This is a genomic window from Rheinheimera sp. SA_1 (assembly GCF_001669775.1).
Taxonomy (GTDB): domain Bacteria; phylum Pseudomonadota; class Gammaproteobacteria; order Enterobacterales; family Alteromonadaceae; genus Pararheinheimera.
Genome location: NZ_LXWK01000021.1, coordinates 80,608 through 98,858 on the forward strand (window position 1 = coordinate 80,608; position 18,251 = coordinate 98,858).

At 51.0% G+C, this 18,251-nt stretch carries 19 protein-coding genes; 14 read left to right on the top strand and 5 right to left on the bottom strand.

All coding sequences use genetic code 11. The annotated features are described in order from the left end of the window. Positions 1-7 precede the first annotated feature (7 nt). A complete protein-coding gene (hslR, locus tag A5320_RS20930; protein ID WP_068069921.1) occupies positions 8-421 on the bottom strand; it encodes a ribosome-associated heat shock protein Hsp15 in 414 nt (137 codons plus the stop codon). A 255-nt stretch (positions 422-676) separates the two neighbouring features. Between hslR and gspC the strand changes: the two genes are divergently transcribed. The 12 genes from gspC to A5320_RS20990 all read left to right on the top strand — a co-directional run bounded on the left by gspC (position 677) and on the right by A5320_RS20990 (position 12,241). Beyond that, complete coding sequence (gene gspC, locus A5320_RS20935) at positions 677-1,612, top strand: type II secretion system protein GspC (protein WP_068069845.1); 936 nt, start codon at positions 677-679, stop codon at positions 1,610-1,612. A gap of 27 nt (positions 1,613-1,639) precedes the next feature. Beyond that, complete coding sequence (gene gspD / locus A5320_RS20940; protein ID WP_068069847.1) at positions 1,640-3,721, top strand: type II secretion system secretin GspD; 2,082 nt, start codon at positions 1,640-1,642, stop codon at positions 3,719-3,721. Positions 3,722-3,805: 84 nt separating this feature from the next. Further along, positions 3,806-5,278 (top strand): type II secretion system ATPase GspE, encoded by a 1,473-nt coding sequence (gene gspE, locus A5320_RS20945; RefSeq protein WP_068069922.1) that lies wholly within the window; start codon positions 3,806-3,808, stop codon positions 5,276-5,278. Next, entirely contained in the window at positions 5,278-6,501 is a 1,224-nt protein-coding gene (gene gspF, locus A5320_RS20950) for a type II secretion system inner membrane protein GspF (protein ID WP_068069849.1), read from the top strand. The genes gspE and gspF overlap by 1 nt, the downstream gene beginning before the upstream one ends. Positions 6,502-6,505: 4 nt before the next feature. Continuing rightward, positions 6,506-6,940 carry a type II secretion system major pseudopilin GspG gene (gene gspG / locus A5320_RS20955; RefSeq protein ID WP_068069851.1) on the top strand — a complete coding sequence of 145 codons (435 nt, stop codon included), beginning with the start codon at positions 6,506-6,508 and terminating at the stop codon, positions 6,938-6,940. Further along, a complete protein-coding gene (locus A5320_RS20960; RefSeq protein WP_068069853.1) occupies positions 6,940-7,617 on the top strand; it encodes a pilus assembly FimT family protein in 678 nt (225 codons plus the stop codon). Before gspG ends, A5320_RS20960 begins: the two co-directional genes overlap by 1 nt. After that, a complete protein-coding gene (gene gspI, locus A5320_RS20965) occupies positions 7,607-7,990 on the top strand; it encodes a type II secretion system minor pseudopilin GspI (RefSeq protein WP_231916807.1) in 384 nt (127 codons plus the stop codon). Before A5320_RS20960 ends, gspI begins: the two co-directional genes overlap by 11 nt. Beyond that, complete coding sequence (gene gspJ / locus A5320_RS20970) at positions 7,983-8,588, top strand: type II secretion system minor pseudopilin GspJ (protein WP_068069857.1); 606 nt, start codon at positions 7,983-7,985, stop codon at positions 8,586-8,588. Before gspI ends, gspJ begins: the two co-directional genes overlap by 8 nt. Then, entirely contained in the window at positions 8,585-9,691 is a 1,107-nt protein-coding gene (gspK, locus tag A5320_RS20975) for a type II secretion system minor pseudopilin GspK (protein ID WP_068069858.1), read from the top strand. The genes gspJ and gspK overlap by 4 nt, the downstream gene beginning before the upstream one ends. Next, on the top strand, positions 9,688-10,881 hold the full coding sequence (gspL, locus tag A5320_RS20980) for a type II secretion system protein GspL (RefSeq protein WP_068069859.1): 1,194 nt from the start codon (positions 9,688-9,690) through the stop codon (positions 10,879-10,881). The genes gspK and gspL overlap by 4 nt, the downstream gene beginning before the upstream one ends. Continuing rightward, positions 10,878-11,342, top strand: a complete 465-nt coding sequence (gene gspM / locus A5320_RS20985; RefSeq protein WP_068069861.1) for a type II secretion system protein GspM — start codon at positions 10,878-10,880, stop codon at positions 11,340-11,342. Before gspL ends, gspM begins: the two co-directional genes overlap by 4 nt. A 137-nt stretch (positions 11,343-11,479) precedes the next feature. Further along, positions 11,480-12,241: a type II secretion system protein N gene (locus A5320_RS20990; RefSeq protein WP_068069925.1), complete on the top strand. Its 762-nt coding sequence runs from the start codon at positions 11,480-11,482 to the stop codon at positions 12,239-12,241. Between the two features lie 182 nt (positions 12,242-12,423). Here the strand turns inward: A5320_RS20990 and yrfG are convergent, their stop codons facing one another. Then, positions 12,424-13,107, bottom strand: a complete 684-nt coding sequence (yrfG, locus tag A5320_RS20995; RefSeq protein WP_068069863.1) for a GMP/IMP nucleotidase — start codon at positions 13,105-13,107, stop codon at positions 12,424-12,426. A 64-nt stretch (positions 13,108-13,171) separates the two neighbouring features. On the opposite strand from yrfG, the gene nudE reads away from it, so the two are divergent. Further along, a complete protein-coding gene (nudE, locus tag A5320_RS21000) occupies positions 13,172-13,750 on the top strand; it encodes an ADP compounds hydrolase NudE (protein WP_068069865.1) in 579 nt (192 codons plus the stop codon). After that, the gene (gene cysQ, locus A5320_RS21005; protein WP_068069867.1) at positions 13,737-14,558 is read left to right on the top strand and encodes a 3'(2'),5'-bisphosphate nucleotidase CysQ; all 822 of its coding nucleotides are present in this window, start codon (positions 13,737-13,739) and stop codon (positions 14,556-14,558) included. The genes nudE and cysQ overlap by 14 nt, the downstream gene beginning before the upstream one ends. 9 nt (positions 14,559-14,567) lie before the next feature. Here cysQ and A5320_RS21010 read toward each other — a convergent pair whose 3' ends face one another. The 3 genes from A5320_RS21010 to A5320_RS21020 all read right to left on the bottom strand — a co-directional run bounded on the left by A5320_RS21010 (position 14,568) and on the right by A5320_RS21020 (position 18,197). Continuing rightward, on the bottom strand, positions 14,568-16,853 hold the full coding sequence (locus tag A5320_RS21010; RefSeq protein WP_068069869.1) for a GGDEF domain-containing phosphodiesterase: 2,286 nt from the start codon (positions 16,851-16,853) through the stop codon (positions 14,568-14,570). A 98-nt stretch (positions 16,854-16,951) separates the two neighbouring features. After that, positions 16,952-17,188: a YheU family protein gene (locus A5320_RS21015; RefSeq protein ID WP_068069871.1), complete on the bottom strand. Its 237-nt coding sequence runs from the start codon at positions 17,186-17,188 to the stop codon at positions 16,952-16,954. Next, positions 17,136-18,197, bottom strand: a complete 1,062-nt coding sequence (locus A5320_RS21020) for a hydrolase (protein ID WP_068069872.1) — start codon at positions 18,195-18,197, stop codon at positions 17,136-17,138. The genes A5320_RS21015 and A5320_RS21020 overlap by 53 nt, the downstream gene beginning before the upstream one ends. Positions 18,198-18,251: the final 54 nt, after the last annotated feature.

An 18,251-nucleotide genomic window follows, 5' to 3' on the forward strand; every position in this document is an offset into this window, starting at 1 on the left:
TAGTCGATTATTGTTGCGATTTTAGCTGCAACAGTTGGCGGCGCATTTTTTTATCCGGTTTGGTTTCCGGATGCGGCGCAAATAACACATTCATTTTGCGAAGTTCGGCGCGCTCGGCGCGTAATTTGATACTTTCGGCTGTTTCTTCATAGAGTTGTTGCGCCAGTGGTGCCGCCAGCCTTTGTTCAGATAATCCCTTCACCAGCACGGTGCGTTCATCAGTGCCCTGGGTCAGTTTGATAGTGGCACCCAGTTCAACATTGCGGCTGGCTTTACAACGTTGGCCATTATACTGAACTTTTCCCCCATCAATCATGTCTTTTGCCAGGCTGCGTGTTTTATAAAAGCGGCAAGCCCATAACCATTTATCTAAACGTAATATGGCTGTGGTATCGTTTGGCTTTGCGGTTGAGTTCGACATCAATAATCCCCGTAAATAGCTGGCGCGACCATACCATAAAGCGTAGTCTGCCTCCATGACTGCAGGCTGTTTTACCGATGCTAGCAGACAAGTGTTGTTTCGGCGCCACGCTACAGCTTGGTGTAGTTTGAATGTGTCAAAGGCCGATACGCTGTTGTATTAAGTTGTTATTTTTTAGTAAATTCCCCGTCTGCCCTTGTTGATACCGGTGCAACTGAGTAAGATTGAATTTGGTCGAGAATAGAATTAGAAACAATGAATTTGCCCACCTTACAACAAATTGACTGGATGACCCTGGCCACCCGCTTTTCAAAACGGGTGCCGACGCAACAACTGAACCGGTTTTTCAGCCTGGTTTTGGTGTTGCTGTTGGCCTGGCTGGCTGCACGACTGACCTGGTTACTCTGGCCTGCGCCAACGGTATCGTCACAAATTCAGCCGGAGCTGGTCTCAACTTCTGCTGTCACTGGCTCACCGTCACTCGACGCTTTATTAGCTGCGCATTTATTCGGTAAGTTTCAGGAAAAATCGTCAGAACCTGTGGCCGTAGTCGCAGTAACAGAAGCGCCAAAAACCAATCTGAATGTCAAACTGACCGGCGTCGTTGCCACCAAAAACCAACCGGAACAAGGCACCGCTGTTATTGAAAGCAATGGTGTCGAGCAAGTGTACGCGGTAGATGAACAAATTGAAGGCACCAACGCCAGCCTGAAACAAGTGCTGGAAGATCGAGTGTTGTTGCAGGTCAGTGGTCGTTTTGAAACCTTAATGCTCGATGGCTTGGAATATCAGCAACTGAGTAACGATAACGCCCCGGTTGGCGAAGGTTTGCAAGAGGTGCCTGGCGCGCCCGAGCCGATGGAAATGAGCCCGGCGCAAGCTGATCTGAATGTGGTTCGTCGGGAAATGCTGGCGGAACCGGCCAAGTTTTTTGATTATGTGCGCGTCACGCCGCGCCATCGCAACGGCCAGATGTACGGTTACGCCTTATTACCCGGCAAAGATCCTGAATTATTCGCGCGGATGGGGTTAATGCCGAACGACGTGGCAATTGAAATTAATGGTGTGCGGCTGAACGATATGCAGCAGGCCTACGGCATCATCAATGAATTACGCGAGGCAAAAGAGGCCTCAATCAAAGTGGAACGTGACGGTGAGATAAAAGATGTTTTATTTACACTGTCACAATAATCATCAGCTAATAATGGTTCGCACTCAATGAATTTAAAGACAATCCGTCGTCCGGCCGCCTGGTCCTGGCTGGGCGCAGGCGCTCTGGCCCTGCTGAGTTTTTTCACCGCTGCAGTTGAATATCAACCGAACTTCAAAGGCACTGAAATCAACGAGTTTATTAATATCGTTGGTAAAAATCTGAACAAAACCATCATCGTCGACCCGCAGGTGCGTGGCCGTATTAATGTGCGCAGCTACGAAATGCTGAATGAAGCGCAGTATTATCAGTTTTTCCTTAACGTGCTGGAAGTCTACGATTTCTCAGTGGTCGAGATGAAAAGCGGCGTACTGAAAGTGGTGCGGCAAAAAGACGCCAAAATGTCGAACATTCCGGTGGTTGGCGACAACAACGGCGGCATCGGTGATGAAATGGTCACCCGCGTGGTGCAAGTGAAAAACGTGTCAGTGCGTGAATTAGCACCGCTGTTGCGGCAATTTACCGATCAGGCCGGTGGTGGCCATGTCGTGAACTACGACCCGTCCAACGTCATCATGATGACCGGTCAGGCGGAAGTCGTGAACCGGTTGGTGGATATCATTCAGCGGGTTGATAAAGCCGGTAACCAGGATATTGAAATCATCAAGCTGAGCTTTGCTTCGGCGGGTGAAGTAGTACGGATTTTAGATAACGTCTATAAAAAACAGGGCCAGGGCGACCAGCCAGAGTTTCTTATTCCGAAAATTGTTGCCGATGAGCGTACCAACAGCGTGATAGTTTCCGGTGAATTGCAGGCGCGACAGCGGGTGGCGGACATTGTCAAACGTTTGGATGCGCAGCAGGAAAACCAGGGTAACACCCGGGTGTATTACCTGAAGTACGCCAAAGCTGAAGATTTGGTGAAAGTACTGCAAGGTGTCAGTAATTCGATGGTGGCAGCGCAAGCAGCTCCGGCTCAAGGTCAGGGCGCAGCACAAAGTCGCAGCAGCGGTGGGCGTAGCGATGTCAGTATCGAAAGCCATACCGAAAGTAACTCGGTGGTGGTCACTGCCCAGCCTGACATGCTTCGAAGCTTAGAAGATGTGATCCGCCAGATTGATGTGCGACGCGCTCAGGTGCTGGTGGAAGCCATTATTGTGGAAGTGGGTGAAACTGCTGGTATTAACCTTGGGGTGCAGTGGATTAGTGAAACCGGTGGCATGCAGCAGTTTACCAATAGCGGTTTGCCAATTTCGACAGTTGCTGCTGGCGCCGCGGCTATTGGCAGGACGCAAAAAGGGACTACAACAACCACTGTTACACCAACTGGAACCACAACTGTTACAACGCCAGACCAGGAACCAGATTACAGTACTATTGCCGAAGCCCTCGGAACTGTAAACGGCGCCATGCTCGGTATCGTGAAAAACGACTGGGGCGCCATTTTACAAGCCGTTGCCAGCGACAGTAACTCCAATATTCTGGCCACACCGCACTTAACCACGTTGGATAACCAGGAATCCTATTTTATTGTCGGTGAAGAAATCCCGATTAAAACCACCACCAGTCCGGGTCAGGGTGGCAATAACCCATTTACCACGCTCGATCGGCAGGAAATTGGTATTAAGTTAAAAGTCACCCCGCAAATCAACGAAGGCAATGCGGTGAAGCTGACCATCGAGCAGGAAGTATCAGGCCGTGCCGGTGAAATTGAAGGCAATCCGATCATCAGCAAACGCGAAATTAAAACCACCGTAATGGCGGAAGATGGAGCCACTGTGGTGCTTGGCGGATTGATTGACGAAGACGTGCAGGAAAGTGAATCCAAAGTACCGCTGCTCGGTGATATTCCAATTTTAGGGCAGTTATTCCGTTCGACCAGCACCACCAAACGCAAACGTAATCTGATGGTGTTTATCCGTCCGACTATTATGCGTGAAGGTGGCGTGATGAACGAAGTCAGCCAGCGCAAGTACAACTATATGCGCGCACAACAGCTGACCGAGCAGGACAATGGCATTAAATTAATGCCGGACACCGACAAACCGCAGATGCCGGTGTGGGGTCAGGAACGTGAGTTACCGCCAGAAATTCAGAAAAAACTGGATGAGATGGCACCGGTGAAAAAGCAAGATCAGGAACAAAACTAAATGGCTGGCCTGGAACTGGAAACCGAACTGGCGGCTGCTGAGTTTGCTTCGACAGCAGAGCCAGCGGATGTGCCGGCTTATGTGATGGCCAGAGTGCGGTTACCCTTTGGCTTTGCCAAACGTCATGGTGTGTTGTTGCAGCAGGTTGCCAATGGCTGGCAGCTATTAATCAACCCCAATACCAATGCCGCAGCGCTATTAGAAGTGCGGCGGGTGCTGGCGCAACCTTTTACGGTGCAGAAAATCAGCGCGGTGGAATTCGAAGCCATGCTGGAAGCCGCCTATCAGCGGGATTCCAGCGAAGCACAACAAATTATGGAAGACATTGGCAACGAGGTGAACTTAGCGTCCTTAGCCGATGAAATTCCGGAAACCGAAGACTTACTGGAAAACGAAGACGACGCGCCGATCATCAAGCTGATTAACGCCATGCTCGGTGAGGCCATCAAGCTTGGTGCTTCAGATATTCACGTCGAAACCTTCGAAAAAGCTTTAGTGGTGCGGTTTCGCATCGACGGCATTTTGCGCGAAATGTTAAGGCCAAATCGCAAGCTTTCCAGCTTACTGGTATCGCGGATTAAGGTGATGGCGAAGCTGGATATCGCCGAAAAACGCGTGCCCCAAGATGGTCGGATCAGCCTGCGGATTGCCGGCCGTGCAGTCGACGTAAGGGTTTCCACCATGCCATCGAGTCATGGTGAACGAGTGGTGATGCGGTTACTCGACAAAAACAATTCACATCTGAACCTGGCTGATTTGGGCATGACCCTGGCGGTGCAGGAGCAATTCGCCCGGCAAATTCTGAAACCGCACGGCATTATTCTGGTGACCGGGCCCACTGGCTCTGGTAAATCCACCACGCTGTATGCAGGCCTTACTGATATCAACACCAAAGATCGCAATATTCTGACCGTGGAAGACCCGATTGAATACGAGCTCGAAGGTGTCGGCCAAACTCAGGTCAATACCAAAGTGAATATGACCTTTGCCCGTGGTCTGCGGGCAATTTTGCGCCAAGATCCGGACGTGGTGATGGTCGGTGAAATCCGTGATTTAGAAACCGCACAAATCGCGGTGCAAGCCAGTTTAACCGGTCACCTGGTGCTCAGCACCCTGCACACCAACACTGCTTCCGGCGCTATTACCCGGCTGGAAGACATGGGCGTGGAACCCTTTTTATTATCGTCCAGTTTACTGGGTGTTTTGGCACAGCGATTGGTGCGAACTTTATGCCCGCACTGCAAAGAAGCACATGAGCCGGATAAAGAAGAACGTCATTTCCTTGGCATCACCAAAAAAGAAGGTCAGCTGATTTACCGCGCTGTGGGTTGTGAACAGTGTAATCAGACCGGCTATCGCGGCCGGACCGGTATTCACGAACTGATTGTGGTTGATGAACATTGTCGTGAACTGATCCACAACGGCAAAGGTGAACAGGCAATAGAGAAATACATCAGAAGCCAAAGCCCAAGCATCCGGCAGGATGGTTTTTCCAAAGTACTGGCCGGCGTCACCACGCTGGAAGAAGTACTGCGGGTCACGCGTGAGGATGCATAGTGGCGGCATTTGAATATCAGGCGCTGGATAATAAAGGCCGCAAAAGCAAAGGCGTGCTGGAAGCCGATAACGCCCGTCATGCGCGGCAGTTGTTACGCGACCAAAAACTGACGCCGCTGAGTCTGGATCTGGCATCGCAGCAGGAAAAAATACTGGCCAGCGGCAAAAAGTGGTTTCAAAGTGGCATCAGCGCCAGCGATTTAGCACTGATCACCCGCCAGATTGCCACCTTAGTTGAAGCTGCGTTACCGATTGAAAACGCGCTGCAGGCGGTGGCCGAGCAATGTGAAAAACCACGGCTGCAAAGCATGATGATGGGCGTACGTTCCAAAGTGGTGGAAGGTTATAGTCTGGCCGAAGGTCTGGCTGAATATCCATATGTGTTTGACCATTTATTTCGCTCGATGGTGGCAGCCGGTGAAAAATCCGGTCACCTCGACGCAGTACTAAACCGGCTCGCCGATTACACCGAACAACGCCAGCATATGCGTAGTCAAATCATGCAGGCGCTGTTGTACCCCGCCATTTTGACCTTCTTTGCCATCGCCGTGATCAGTATGTTGCTGGTGTTGGTGGTGCCGAAAATTGTTGAGCAATTTGAGCATATGGGTCAAAACCTGCCCGGCGCGACTTTGTTCTTAATTGCGGCCAGTGAATTTTTACGCACTTACGGTATTTTTGTGCTGGCAGGTCTGGTGATTGGAATCGCGGCGTTAAAACGTGCTTTACGCCAGCCCGTGTACCGGCTGAAGTATGATCGGCTGTTACTCAAAGCCGGCATGCTGGGTAAAGTCAGTCGGGGCCTGAATACTGCCCGTTTTGCCCGTACTTTAAGCATTCTGAATGCCAGTGCAGTGCCGTTACTTGAAGCGATGCGGATCAGCGCCGAAGTACTGGACAATACTTACATGCGACAAGCCATTGCCGAAGCTACCTTGCGGGTGCGTGAAGGGACATCGCTGCGTAATGCACTGGATCAAACCAAACTGTTTCCACCGATGATGTTGCATATGGTGGCCAGTGGCGAAAAAAGTGGCCAGCTCGATGGCATGCTGGAGCGTGCTGCCAATACCCAGGACCGGGAATTTGAAACCCTGGTGACGGTCTCATTAAAAATCTTTGAACCTGTGCTCGTCTCAGTAATGGCCGGCATGGTGTTGTTTATTGTATTGGCCATTTTACAGCCAATTCTGGCGTTGAATAATTTAGTAGGAGGAGGTTAGCAAGATGCAACAACAACGTGGTTTTACTCTGTTAGAAGTGATGGTGGTGATCGTGATCCTGGGCATTATTGCCAGTATGGTGGTACCAAATCTGATGGGTAACAAAGAACAGGCCGACCGGCAAAAAGTGGTGGTTGATATTCAGCAGCTGGAAAATGGTCTGGACTTGTACAAACTGAATAACGGTTTTTATCCAACCACTGAACAAGGAATGCAGGCGCTGGTCACACAAGCGACCAGCGAGCCAATCCCACGTTCGTTTCCGGAAGGTGGTTTTGTGAAGCGTCTGCCAAAAGATCCGTGGGGCGGCGAATATCAACTGGCGAGCCCTGGCGAAATGGGTCGGATTGACGTGTTTTCGATGGGGCCAGATCAGACTGCCGGCACCGAAGATGATATCGGTAACTGGAATCTGGACGGCGCTGAGCAACAAAATTAATGAAACACCAACGCCTGATCGCGGGCTTTACCTTAATCGAAGTAATGCTGGTGATCCTGTTGATTGGGCTGTTGGCGTCGGCCGTGGTGATTAATTTCAGCGGTGAAAGCCGCGATAAACAGCTTGAAACCCATACCGGGCGATTGCAGCAACTGATCCATATCGCCTCTGAAACCGCGATGTTAAAACAGCAGGAGTTGGGGTTGTTTGTCGACAACGAAGGTTATCGGTTTATGCTGTTTCAGGATGATAAATGGCACAGCATTCGTGAGCCTAAGTCATTAAGGCCACGACAGTTTCCGCCCGGTTATAGAATTGAACTGGAGCTGGAAGGACTGGAGTGGAGCGAAGGCAATTTGTTAAGCCAGCTGGAATGGCAGGAAGAAGAAGAAACCCTGTTTGAAGAAAACAGTTTTGACCAGCGGGAAGCGGAAAAACTGCAACAGGAAGCTGAGGAAGGCAAAACTAAAACGCCCAAACTGCGCACTGGTATTGAAATCGCGCCTCGGCAAAAAGATGATCCAAAGTTGCCACAAATTTATTTGTTATCGTCCGGCGAAGTGACACCATTTTTACTGACGGTGCGCGATGACACTGAATCCCCGGTCTGGAGTCAGCAACTCAAAGCGGTGTTCAGTATTCCGCTGGAGCGCACTGAGGTGAGTCGTGAACGGTAACCGACCCGCAACTAAAGGTTTTACGTTAATTGAGCTTTTGGTCGCCATGGCGATTTTTGCGATTGCCGGTGTAGCGGTGATGCGGGCGACCACCGAGCATATCCGGGCCGTGACGCAGTTGGAAGAAATGACCATTGTCAGTTTTATTGCTGAAAATCAATTGCAGCTGGCTAAGCTTGAAAAAAAATGGCCGCCCGAAAAATCGCTGCAGGGCGAAGTGACGATGGCGAACCGCAATTGGGTCTGGGTTCAACAAAGCATTGAAACGCCGGATCCAAATTTCCGGCAGTTAAAAGTCAGTGTCAGTCCGGCAGATGAGCCTGCCCGCGTGCTCTACAGCCTACAAACTTTTGTTGGTAAAGCTGATGAATAGCCGTGGTTTTACCTTTATTGAAATGCTGCTGGCGTCGGCTATTTTTGCGTTGATTGGGCTGGCTTCAGTGGCAGTGCTCGACAGCGTGACACGCAGCGATACCGCCTCGCAACAGGCGATGGCACGATTACAACGGTTGCAGCAGGCGATGATGATCCTGGATCGTGATTTATGGCAAATCACCCCAAGGCACATTCGGGTCAGCGGCGAAGCACCGAATAAAACGACCTTGGCCGGTGGTCAGAACTGGCTGGAAAGTGATGATGATGGATTATCGTTCAGTCACGCCGGTTGGACCAATCCGGGGATGATTTTACCGCGCAGTGAAGTGCAGTTGGTGGGTTACCGGTTAAGAGAAAATAAACTGGAGCGGATGTTTTATCTGTATCCGGATGCGGTGACCGGCACTGAGCCGCAGGTGCAGGTGTTACTCGAAGATATCGACAGTCTGAAAGTGCGATTCCTCGATGCTGAGGGGGTCTGGCAGGAGAGCTGGAACAACGCGGCTTTACCTAAGGCGCTGAAAATTCAGCTGAGCCAGCAAAGCACCGGTGAGCTGGAGCGGGTATTCACAATGCCAGAGGGGCTGATTAAATGATGTTTGCAGCCAGGAAACAGCAACAACAAGGAGTGGCGTTAATTGCTGTGCTGATGGTCGTCGCGCTGGTGGTGGTGATTGCGGTCAGTATGAGCGGCCGGTTGCAACTGCAACTGCAGCGGCAATTAAATTTGCAAGACCGGCAACAGGCGTTATGGCTGGCTCTTGGCGCAGAAGAGTTTTCCAGGAATCTGCTTAAACGCACCGCAGTTGGCAAAGATACCGTCAATTTGTCACAGGAATGGGCGGCACAAGGTGCGACTTTCCCGGTGGAGCAAGGCAGTATCAGTGGCAAAATTACCGACTTACAAAGTTGTTTTAATTTAAATTCGTTACAAAAAGCACAAGAGCCGCAGCAACCAGGCAATAACCAGGATCCAAATCAGGATCAGGAACAGGGCGAAAATCAGCGGCAAGACCAGCAGGCCGGTAACGAAAGCAAAGATAAAACGCCGCAACCCAATGCCAAAGGGGGAGCACCACAAACGCCGGCACAACTAAGTTTTCAGCGTTTGCTGGAGCAATCGGCCAGCGAGTTGTCGATGCCGGCTGAATATCTGGTGGCGCGGTTAACCGACTGGCTGGACGCAGATACTGCGTTGCAAAGTGCCGGAGGCGCAGAAGAAAATGATTATGCGGCGCTGGAATTTCCGTATTACACCGCCAACAGTCTGATGGTGAGTAAATCGGAACTTCGGGTGTTGCTGGATATGACCGCCGCCGACTATGCGCTGGTCGCGCCTTTAGTGTGCGTGATCCCGCAGCAAAGTGTGTTGCAGTTAAATGTGAATACCATCACTGAGCAACAGGCAACATTGTTGTCCGGGTTAATTTCTGGTTTATCTGAAGATGATGCCCAGGCATTAATTGCCGCAAGGCCGGAAAAAGGATATGAAAATCTTGATCAGTTTTTTGCCAGCAGCCAGCTCAGTGGTTTGCAGCTGAGCGATGAAAGTAAAACGTTATTCAGCGTGACTTCCAGTTATTTTCAGGCGGAGCTGACGGTACAGTTAGCGGACAGTAGTTTTAAATTGACCTCGGTATTAAAAGTTAATGACAATCAAGTACAGGTGGTCGCTCGGCGCTTTGGAGGCCAAGGGTGAATGAACAACTAATTATCAGGCTTGGCAGTCTGGTGACGCAGCCGGTGCAGTGGCTGGTCTGGTCGCCGCTGACGGAAGAAGTCATCGCTTCCGGCCGCTTAGCGCAAGCAACAGAACTACCGGACCTGGCGCAGCGGCTTGGTCAAAGACCCGTGATAGCCTTGGTGCCGGCCTGTGATGTGGTGCTGAAAACCATTGCGTTACCCGGCAAACCGACCCGGCAGTTGCTGCAGGCGCTGCCGTTTATGCTGGAAGAAGATCAGGCCGAAGACATCGAACAACTGCTGATCGTGCAGGGTAAATCGCAGCTTCTGAACAATCAGTACCAACAGCAAGTGGCCGTCGTGCGCCGCACCGTGCTGGAGAATTGGTTAAGCTGGTTGCAGAATGCCGGCTTTGGTGTTCTTCGCATGATCCCGGATGCTTTGTTGTTACCGGATATGCCAGAGCAAGCGGTGGCGATTGAATGCGGCGAGCAGTGGTTATTGCGTCAGGGCTCATGGCAGGTCAGCTGTATTGATGCTGCTTGGTGGCCGGATTATCTGGGACTGTTAGCCTTGCCTTCGGTGTTAAGCTACAGCCCCTGGCCTGAACATATCATGCAGCCGCATCAGCTGGCACCCGCAGAATTACCATTGGCGTTATTGGCCCGGCAACTGCCGCTGCAAAGTTTTAACTTGCTGCAAGGCGATTACGCGCCAAAACGGCCGCAAAACAAACTGTGGCAACAGTGGCGGTTAACCGGCACGCTGGCAGGTGTTTGTCTGGTGGTGTATCTGGCCAGTATTGGGCTGGAAGCCTGGCAATTTAAGCGCCAGGCCACGGCCGCCAATGCAACAGCGATGGCCCTGTATAAAAGTAAATTTCCAAACGAGCGGGTGTTTAATCTCAAACAAAATGTCAATCGTAAACTGGCGGCCAGTGGCGGTGGTGATCCAAACCAAAGTCTGGTTGGGTTATTGTCACAAGTGCAGCCGCTGTTAGCGCAGCAACCAGGTTTGGTGTTGGACAACCTCAAGTTTGATGGCAAAAAAGCTGAACTGCGGTTTCAGGCAACGGCTGATGGTTTCCAAAGTTTTGAACAGCTGAAAAACGCGCTGCAGCAGCAAGGTTTTCAGGTGGAACAAGGCGCGCTGAGTAACATCAATGGCAAAGTGCAGGGCACCATCACGATGCGGGGCAAAGCATGAAACAATTGAAATTATGGTGGGCTTCACTACAGCCACGTGAACAGCGCTTAGTCAGTGTGGGTGGCGTGGCATTAGTGATTGGCGCGTTTTATTGGTTGTTGTGGCAACCGCTGCATCAAAGCCGCATTAGCCAGCAACAAGCCGCGGAAAATGCCCGCGCGCAACTGATTTGGTTGCAAACCCAGCTGCCAAAATTGTCGCAACAAAGCAGCGCAGTGCGTACTTCGGCCAGTTTGACCGAAGTGGTATCGCAGACGTCGCGCAATTTTCAGGTGCAGGTCAGCCGGATGCAGCCGCAGAATGAACAACTGCAGTTAGCGCTGGAAGATTTGGCATTTGACCAGCTGCTACGCTGGTTGCACGAATTGCAGTATCAGCACGGGATCCGCTTGGTACAACTGGATATTGCCACCGGTGATGCACCAGGCCAGGTACGCGTTCGCCGGATGCTGATTGAATAGCGGCTTGTATAAAGATTGATTGCAGAATGATTAATGAAGTTGCGGTTAACTAAATCGCGGTTGATTGAGTCAAAGTTGATTGAAAAAAGGAGTAAAAGCGTAGTTTGATCACTGTTCAGATGCGCTTGGGTTTTCAGATGAAAAAATCGATTTTATGGGGCTGCGGCCTGACCGCCTATGTCTTGTTCGCTGTGACGTTGGCTCCGGCCAGTCTGTGGCTGAAATTGCTGCCACTGCCCGCCGACGTTAAGCTGGGTGCAGTCACCGGTACTTTATGGTCTGGCCATATCGCCGGGGTGCAGCGTGCGCCTTTATATTTTCCACAGCTCAGCTGGCAATTACAGTTAGCGCCACTGTGGCGCGGTAAAATTGGTGTGACGGTCAATGGCGGCGAACTACGTGATACCGAACTGCCGTATCTGCAACTTGCGGCAGAGCTTGGCCTTGGTTCGGTCACAGTGCGTCAGTCGACGGTGCGGTTACCGGTTGCGGGTATCATGCCGCAACTGCAGCTACCGATGCCAGTCGATGCCACGGGCGCGTTGGTATTTAATATTCAGCAATTTGCACTGGGTCAGCCGTATTGCAGCGCCCTGGCCGGTAACGCCAGCTGGCAACAAGCTAAATTTAAAGCGCCAAACGGCTGGATTGATTTAACTGCCATTCATTCCACACTGAATTGTGAAGACGGCAATATCAGCCTGCAAACCAGTGCCGACAACCCGCTGGGCTTACTAGTTAAAGCCGAAGTTCTGGCGGGAAGTTATCGCATTGCCGGTAGCTTAAAACCCGAAGCTTCGATGCCCAAAGAAGTGCATCAGGCGATGCAGTTTGTCGGCCAGCCTGATGGCGAAGGGCGTTTTCCGCTGAATCTGCAAGGGCAAATTCGTAGCCAATAACAAAGCGCCTGCGGGCGCTTTGTTATTGGAGCATTCTGAAAGCTGGCGGGAAATACCTTTATCCCAAATCATTGAAGATGCAGGTAGGCGGCAACTGAGTGAATCTGGAACGCCAGCCCGACCCATGAGCATAGCTGTCTATGCGATTGGGGTTCATGAAGGTGGCCAACACCCCTGCAACTTCAAGGATGACGGGTAAAGCGCGCCGCGCGAATATCATCCAACAACACCGAATAGTCAGTAATAGACGCAAAATCTCTGATATCACGCACCGGTTGTTGGCTATCCGGATTGGCGACGGCTAACAAATGGCGGATGCCAAAATCAGCGGCGGCTTGCAGGATAGGCAAGCTGTCATCGACAAACAAGGTGCGCTTGGGGTCAAAACCTAAACGTTGTTGCAACTTGTGCCACAGCGCCTGGCTTTCTTTGGTCACACCAAACTCGTGGGTGGAAATCAATACATCGATATAATTGCTGAGTTCCGTGCGTTCGATTTTCAGCGACAAGCTACCCGGATGGGCGTTGGTGACCAGCACCACTTGGCGGCCGCTGTCTTTGAGTGCCTGTAAAAAGGCCGGTACGTCAGCGCGCATAGCAATTTTGTGCATCACTTCACGTTTCAGTTCAGTGATCGGCAGTTGCAACCGTTTGCCCCAATAATCCAGGCAGTACCATTCCAGTTTGCCTTGCAGCACCGCGTATTCAGCTTGCAGTTGCGCTTTGGCTTCGGCCACGCTGATACCGGTAATTTCGCTCCAGCGGATAGGTAAGTGTTCCAGCCAGAAGTAGTTATCAAAATGCAGGTCCAGCAGGGTGCCGTCCATATCCAGTAAAACAGTGTCGATATCCGCCCAATCCAGCATAGGTTTTTCCGTCTATTCGCTTTATAGTATTCGCACAAAAACGCATTGTAGCAGAGGCAGTGGCATGGCTGAACGTCAGGGTGACAAACAAAAACCGCAGATCCTGAACCAGGAGGTGGTAGCACAAAGCCGACTGTTTAAAATCGAACAGCTTGAGCTGCTATTCAGCAACGGCGAGCATCGTACCTTTGAACGGATGCGCGGTTCTGGTCGTGGCGCGGTGATGGTGGTCGCTTGTCCGGATCCGGAGCATTTTTATCTGATCCGTGAATACAGCGCCGGGACCCATGATTATCAGCTGGGTTTCCCTAAAGGGCTGATTGATCCCGGTGAAGATGCGCTGGTCGCTGCCAATCGTGAACTGAAAGAAGAAGCCGGTTTTGGTGCCCATACTTTAGTGCAGTTAAAGGCAGTCGCGCTGGCTCCGGGGTATTTTAATGCTACAATGCAAATAGTTCTTGCAACAGGTTTATTTCCGGAAACTTTGCCCGGTGATGAACCTGAACCACTGGAATTAGTACGGTGGCGCTGGCAGGATCTGGATGAATTGTTACTGCAGGCTGATTTTACCGAAGCCCGTAGTATTGCAGCCTTGTTTCTGGCGAGAAAGTATCTGGATACCCATCAGGATGTTTTTAAGTAGACTGTTAGAGCCGGTCAAAGCTGCGGCCCGCGAAGCCGGTGATACCTTGTGGCAGATGTATCAGAGTGGGGATGTGCAGTACAGCCAGAAAGCTGACGACAGCCCGGTCACCAGCGCTGATTACGCCGCCAATCAAATCATTATCGACCGGTTGTCCGAGCTGACACCGGATATTCCAATCATCTCCGAAGAAAGCAGTCTGGTGCCGCTGGCGCAGCGTCAGGATTGGCCACGTTATTGGCTGATTGACCCGATGGATGGCACCCAGGAATTTGTCGCCCGAAGCGGCGATTTTGCCGTCAGCATCGCGCTGGTGGAACACGGTTGGCCGGCGCTTGGGGTGATTTTCTGGCCGAAAGAACAAATCTGTTATTACGCCACCCGCGGCAACGGTGCTTTTAAACAACATCGCAATTTAATTAATCACATCAAAGTCCGGCAGCATCTGCAGGGTGAACCATTGCGCATTGCGGTCAGTCGTCGCCAACCTTTAGAACGGATCAACGCCCTGCTTGCCGCCGACCAACAAGTCGAATTTATTCCGCTGGGCAGTTGCAGCTTAAAAAGTTGCCTGGTAGCCGAAGGCGGCGCTGACTGTTATCTGCGCCTTGGCCCGACCGGTGAATGGGATACCGGTGCTGTGCATATTATTGTCGAAGAAGCCGGTGGCAAAATCCTCGATAGCCAATTTTCGCCGTTAAGTTACAACCAGCGCGAAAGCTTGGCCAATCCGGACTTTATGGTGATGGGGCAATCCAATGTTGGCTGGCAATCATTAATTCAGGCGCATAGCGGCTGTCGTTCATAGCCAATGTCGTCAAAGCGAAGGTAAGCCTTTTGCCGTTGCTGCGTTCACCCGCAACTGCTGCGATCCAGCAATGTGTTGTTGCCAAAAACTAATCGCGGCTGGCTTGCCAAAAAAGAACCCTTGTTGCTGATGACAACCTAATTTGGCCAGAAAACGTTGCTGGATATCGTTTTCCACCCCTTCTGCCACCACCGTCAGTTGCAATGATTTCGCCAGCTGAATGGTGGTATACAGAATTTTCACCTGCAGTTTATTGTGTGGAATGCCTTTGACGAACAGTCGGTCAATTTTTATAGTATCTGCTGGTAAATCAACCAGTTGGCTTAGCGAAGCGTGGCCAGTGCCAAAATCATCAATGGCAATACTAAAACCGTATTGGCTCAGTGCGCGCAGCCGTTTATGCAACAATGGTTGTTGCACAGCAATATTTGTTTCGGTGATTTCCAGTTGCAGATAGGCCGTCAGCCAGGGGTGGTCAGCGCTTAACGACAACAAACTGGCAAAAAAACTGTCATCCAGTAATTCCGGACCAGCCAGATTAATTGCCACCGGGTAATACCAACCTTGTTGCTGCCAGTGTGCCAGCGTTTGTACCGTGATATCCAGCACCAGTCGGCTTAACTCGATAATCAGACCATGGCGCTGCGCCAATTCAATAAACTGATCCGGTGGCACAAATTGCTGTTGGTGTTGCCAGCGACACAAGGCTTCGAAAGCGCAAATTCTGCCGTCACTGAACACCTTGGGTTGCAAAAATACTTGTAGTTCTTTGCTGCGAATAGCCTCTTTTAACGCAATTGCCAGCAGGTAGTCCTGTTGCAAACTTAACGCTTGTTCCGGGTCAAATAACACCACCGGCCGGTTATTGTCAGCAAGCTCCAGCGCGATTTCACATTTTTGCAGCAGCGCTTCTGCTGACGATTCGGCCGCGCTGACGGTACAGGCGCCAAGCTGGTATTGCATCACCACCGCCCGACCTTCAACCAGTAGCTCAGCGGGCAATTGCGAATGTAGCATTTCCGCCAGTTTCAGTGGTTGACTCTGATTCAGGCCGGCCGGCACTAACACCGCAAATTTCACCCCTCGCACCCGGGCAAAAATCGCATCGGCCGGCATCGCCGCTTTTGCTCTGGCGGCGAACTGCTGCAACACCTGGCTGCCAAAGGCATAACCAAACTGCTGATTCAGCGTTTTGACATGACAAAGTCGCACTATCAGTAATAACGATAACGGTTGCGTTTCAGCGGCACAAAGCCGGCTGGCCGCCAGTTGTTCAAAGCAGCGTAAATTCGGCAGACAAGTGAGCCGGTCATAATGCTCCCAGAGATTTTGTTGCTGCTGCGAGGCTGATAACTGTTGCTGTAGCTGAACTATGGCACTGATGTCCTGCAGCTGCAGAATATGGTGGCGTTGTCGGGTCAACATCATATGCTTGAGGAGGAGTTTCAGGCTCGGTTGCTGTCGTAAGTGGCAGCTGGCATCGTTATGCAACCAGAATTGCGGCTCAGGGGTCTGGCACTGCAGCAACTGGTTGATATTGGGAAAAGGTTCATCGCTAAGCGCCAGCAACTGCTTGGCACAGCTGTTGGCCTTAATGATCCGGCCATTCTGGCTACACAGCAAGGTGGCTGAGCCATTGTGTTCAAACAGCTCCTGATAAAAATCATGACTTTGTGATATCGATCGATTCAGTTGCTGCAATTTATTGCTGTGGCGGTTTAAGGTGCCGAGAATGCGGGCAGTGGCTAACGGTAAACAAAGATTAAAGAATAAAAACAGCAGGCCGTGTAAATAGGTGTGCGCCGCGGGCAGTGTGATATTGATGCCAAAGACATCGCCGGGAGCAACGTTGCGCAGCAAGAACAAAAACGGCACCACATTTAATAACATGCAGAACAGACTAAATCGAAATGAAAAAAACATCATCGCGATGGTGGGCAGGGTATACACAAAGATGATGCCGAGTTTCGCCAGTTCAAAATTGTCGATAAACAACAACATACTAAGGCCAGCAGCCAGCACCGTGATTAACAAACCAGCCGCACTGCGATAGACATGACGGCGGGAATAATACAACACCGCAAATAAACCCAGATAAAACGCCGCCAGAATAACAAGCACCTGATAGGCACCAAGCTGGATTGCGGTCCAGCTGCTATGCAAGGCAATGACCAGCACCAGTAACAATCCTGAAACCACCAGGATCCTTAAGGCACTTTGCCGCCAGTGCGCCGGATCGGCATTCTCCAAATCAGCCGGACGCAACAACAGATAACTTTTAAGCCGGCGAAGCACAGGATATCCTTACTACTTTATCGATTGAGCGATGACACCTTGTACCCTAACAAACGACAGTTGTAGTTGTCTATCCATAAAATGTGAATATATATGTATTATTGTTGCTGTGACTGCTGGCGCTTGTAGTCCTGAGCATTTAACAAATCGACCGATTCTTCCTGTTCTGAGTAACAAATGACTACGGTGCCACGTTGGATCTGCGCCTGCACCAGCGCCACTTTTTCAGCCAGCGACAAATCGCTGTCGCCGTAGTCGGTGCCTTCCCGTAGCACAAAAGCTTCAATCAATGCCTGTAATGTTTCCGGGTTCAATTGCTGGTATGGAATTAGCATCCGTGTTGCTCCTTAAATGTTGTTGTAAAAATGCCGGAATGATTAAATCCAGCCAATAAGTCGGCCGCCAGGGGGAACCTCCACTGATAAAACCGACATGGCCGCCGTGATTGGATAATAACAGCTGCAGTGGTGGTTGGGGTTGGCTTGGGATCACGCTTGGCGCCAGAAACGGATCGTCTTTGGCGTGGATCAGTAAACAGGGTTTGGTAATTCTTGCCAGATAAGGTTTGGCGCTGGCTTTGTTGTAGTAATCTGCAGCGTCAGCAAAACCATGCAGGGGCGCTGTCAGTAAGTCATCAAACTGGCGGATGGTTCGTAGTTGCTGAACATCAGCTGTGGAAAGTGGCAGCGGGAAAGGCTGATGTTTTTTCAGCTTACGCTGCATCGTGGCTTTCAGTCGCCCAAGCAAATAGCGCTGATAAACCCGGCTGAAGCCTTGATTAATCCGGTCAGCACTGGCCGAAAGCTGCAACGGCGCAGATACAGCAACGGCCGCCTGAAGCGGGCAATGTTCAGCCTGTTCGCCACAGTATTTCATCAGCACATTGCCACCCAGCGAAAAACCAACGGCTGCCAGCGGCGTGTTGGGGAAACGCTGCTGCAGCATGCGGATGACCACTCCCACATCAGCGGTATCGCCGGAATGATAAGCACGTGGCAGTTTATTGGCCTCACCGTGACAACCACGAAAGTGCATCAGCATGCAGGCGAACCCTTGGCGTTGCAGACTGTGCATCATACCGCGGACATAATGGCTGCGAAAATTCCCTTCCAATCCATGCAGCAATAGCACCAGCGGCGTCTGTGCATTTGGTTGCACGCTACCCCAGTGCAACATCAGTTCATCACCGTCCGGTAAATCGAACAATTCTGCGGTCAGCGCTACAGGTAATTTAGGAGCCAGGTATTTGGCAAAAATGGTTTGTAAGTGGCAGTTTTTCAGCCACCAGGCCGGCTTAAATGCACTTAAATCAGTATTTTGCGAAACGCGCTCGCCTGCTTGCAATTTAGAAGTTCCTCATTAACAATGCTGTATTACTGGTCTGATTTCAGTTGAGTT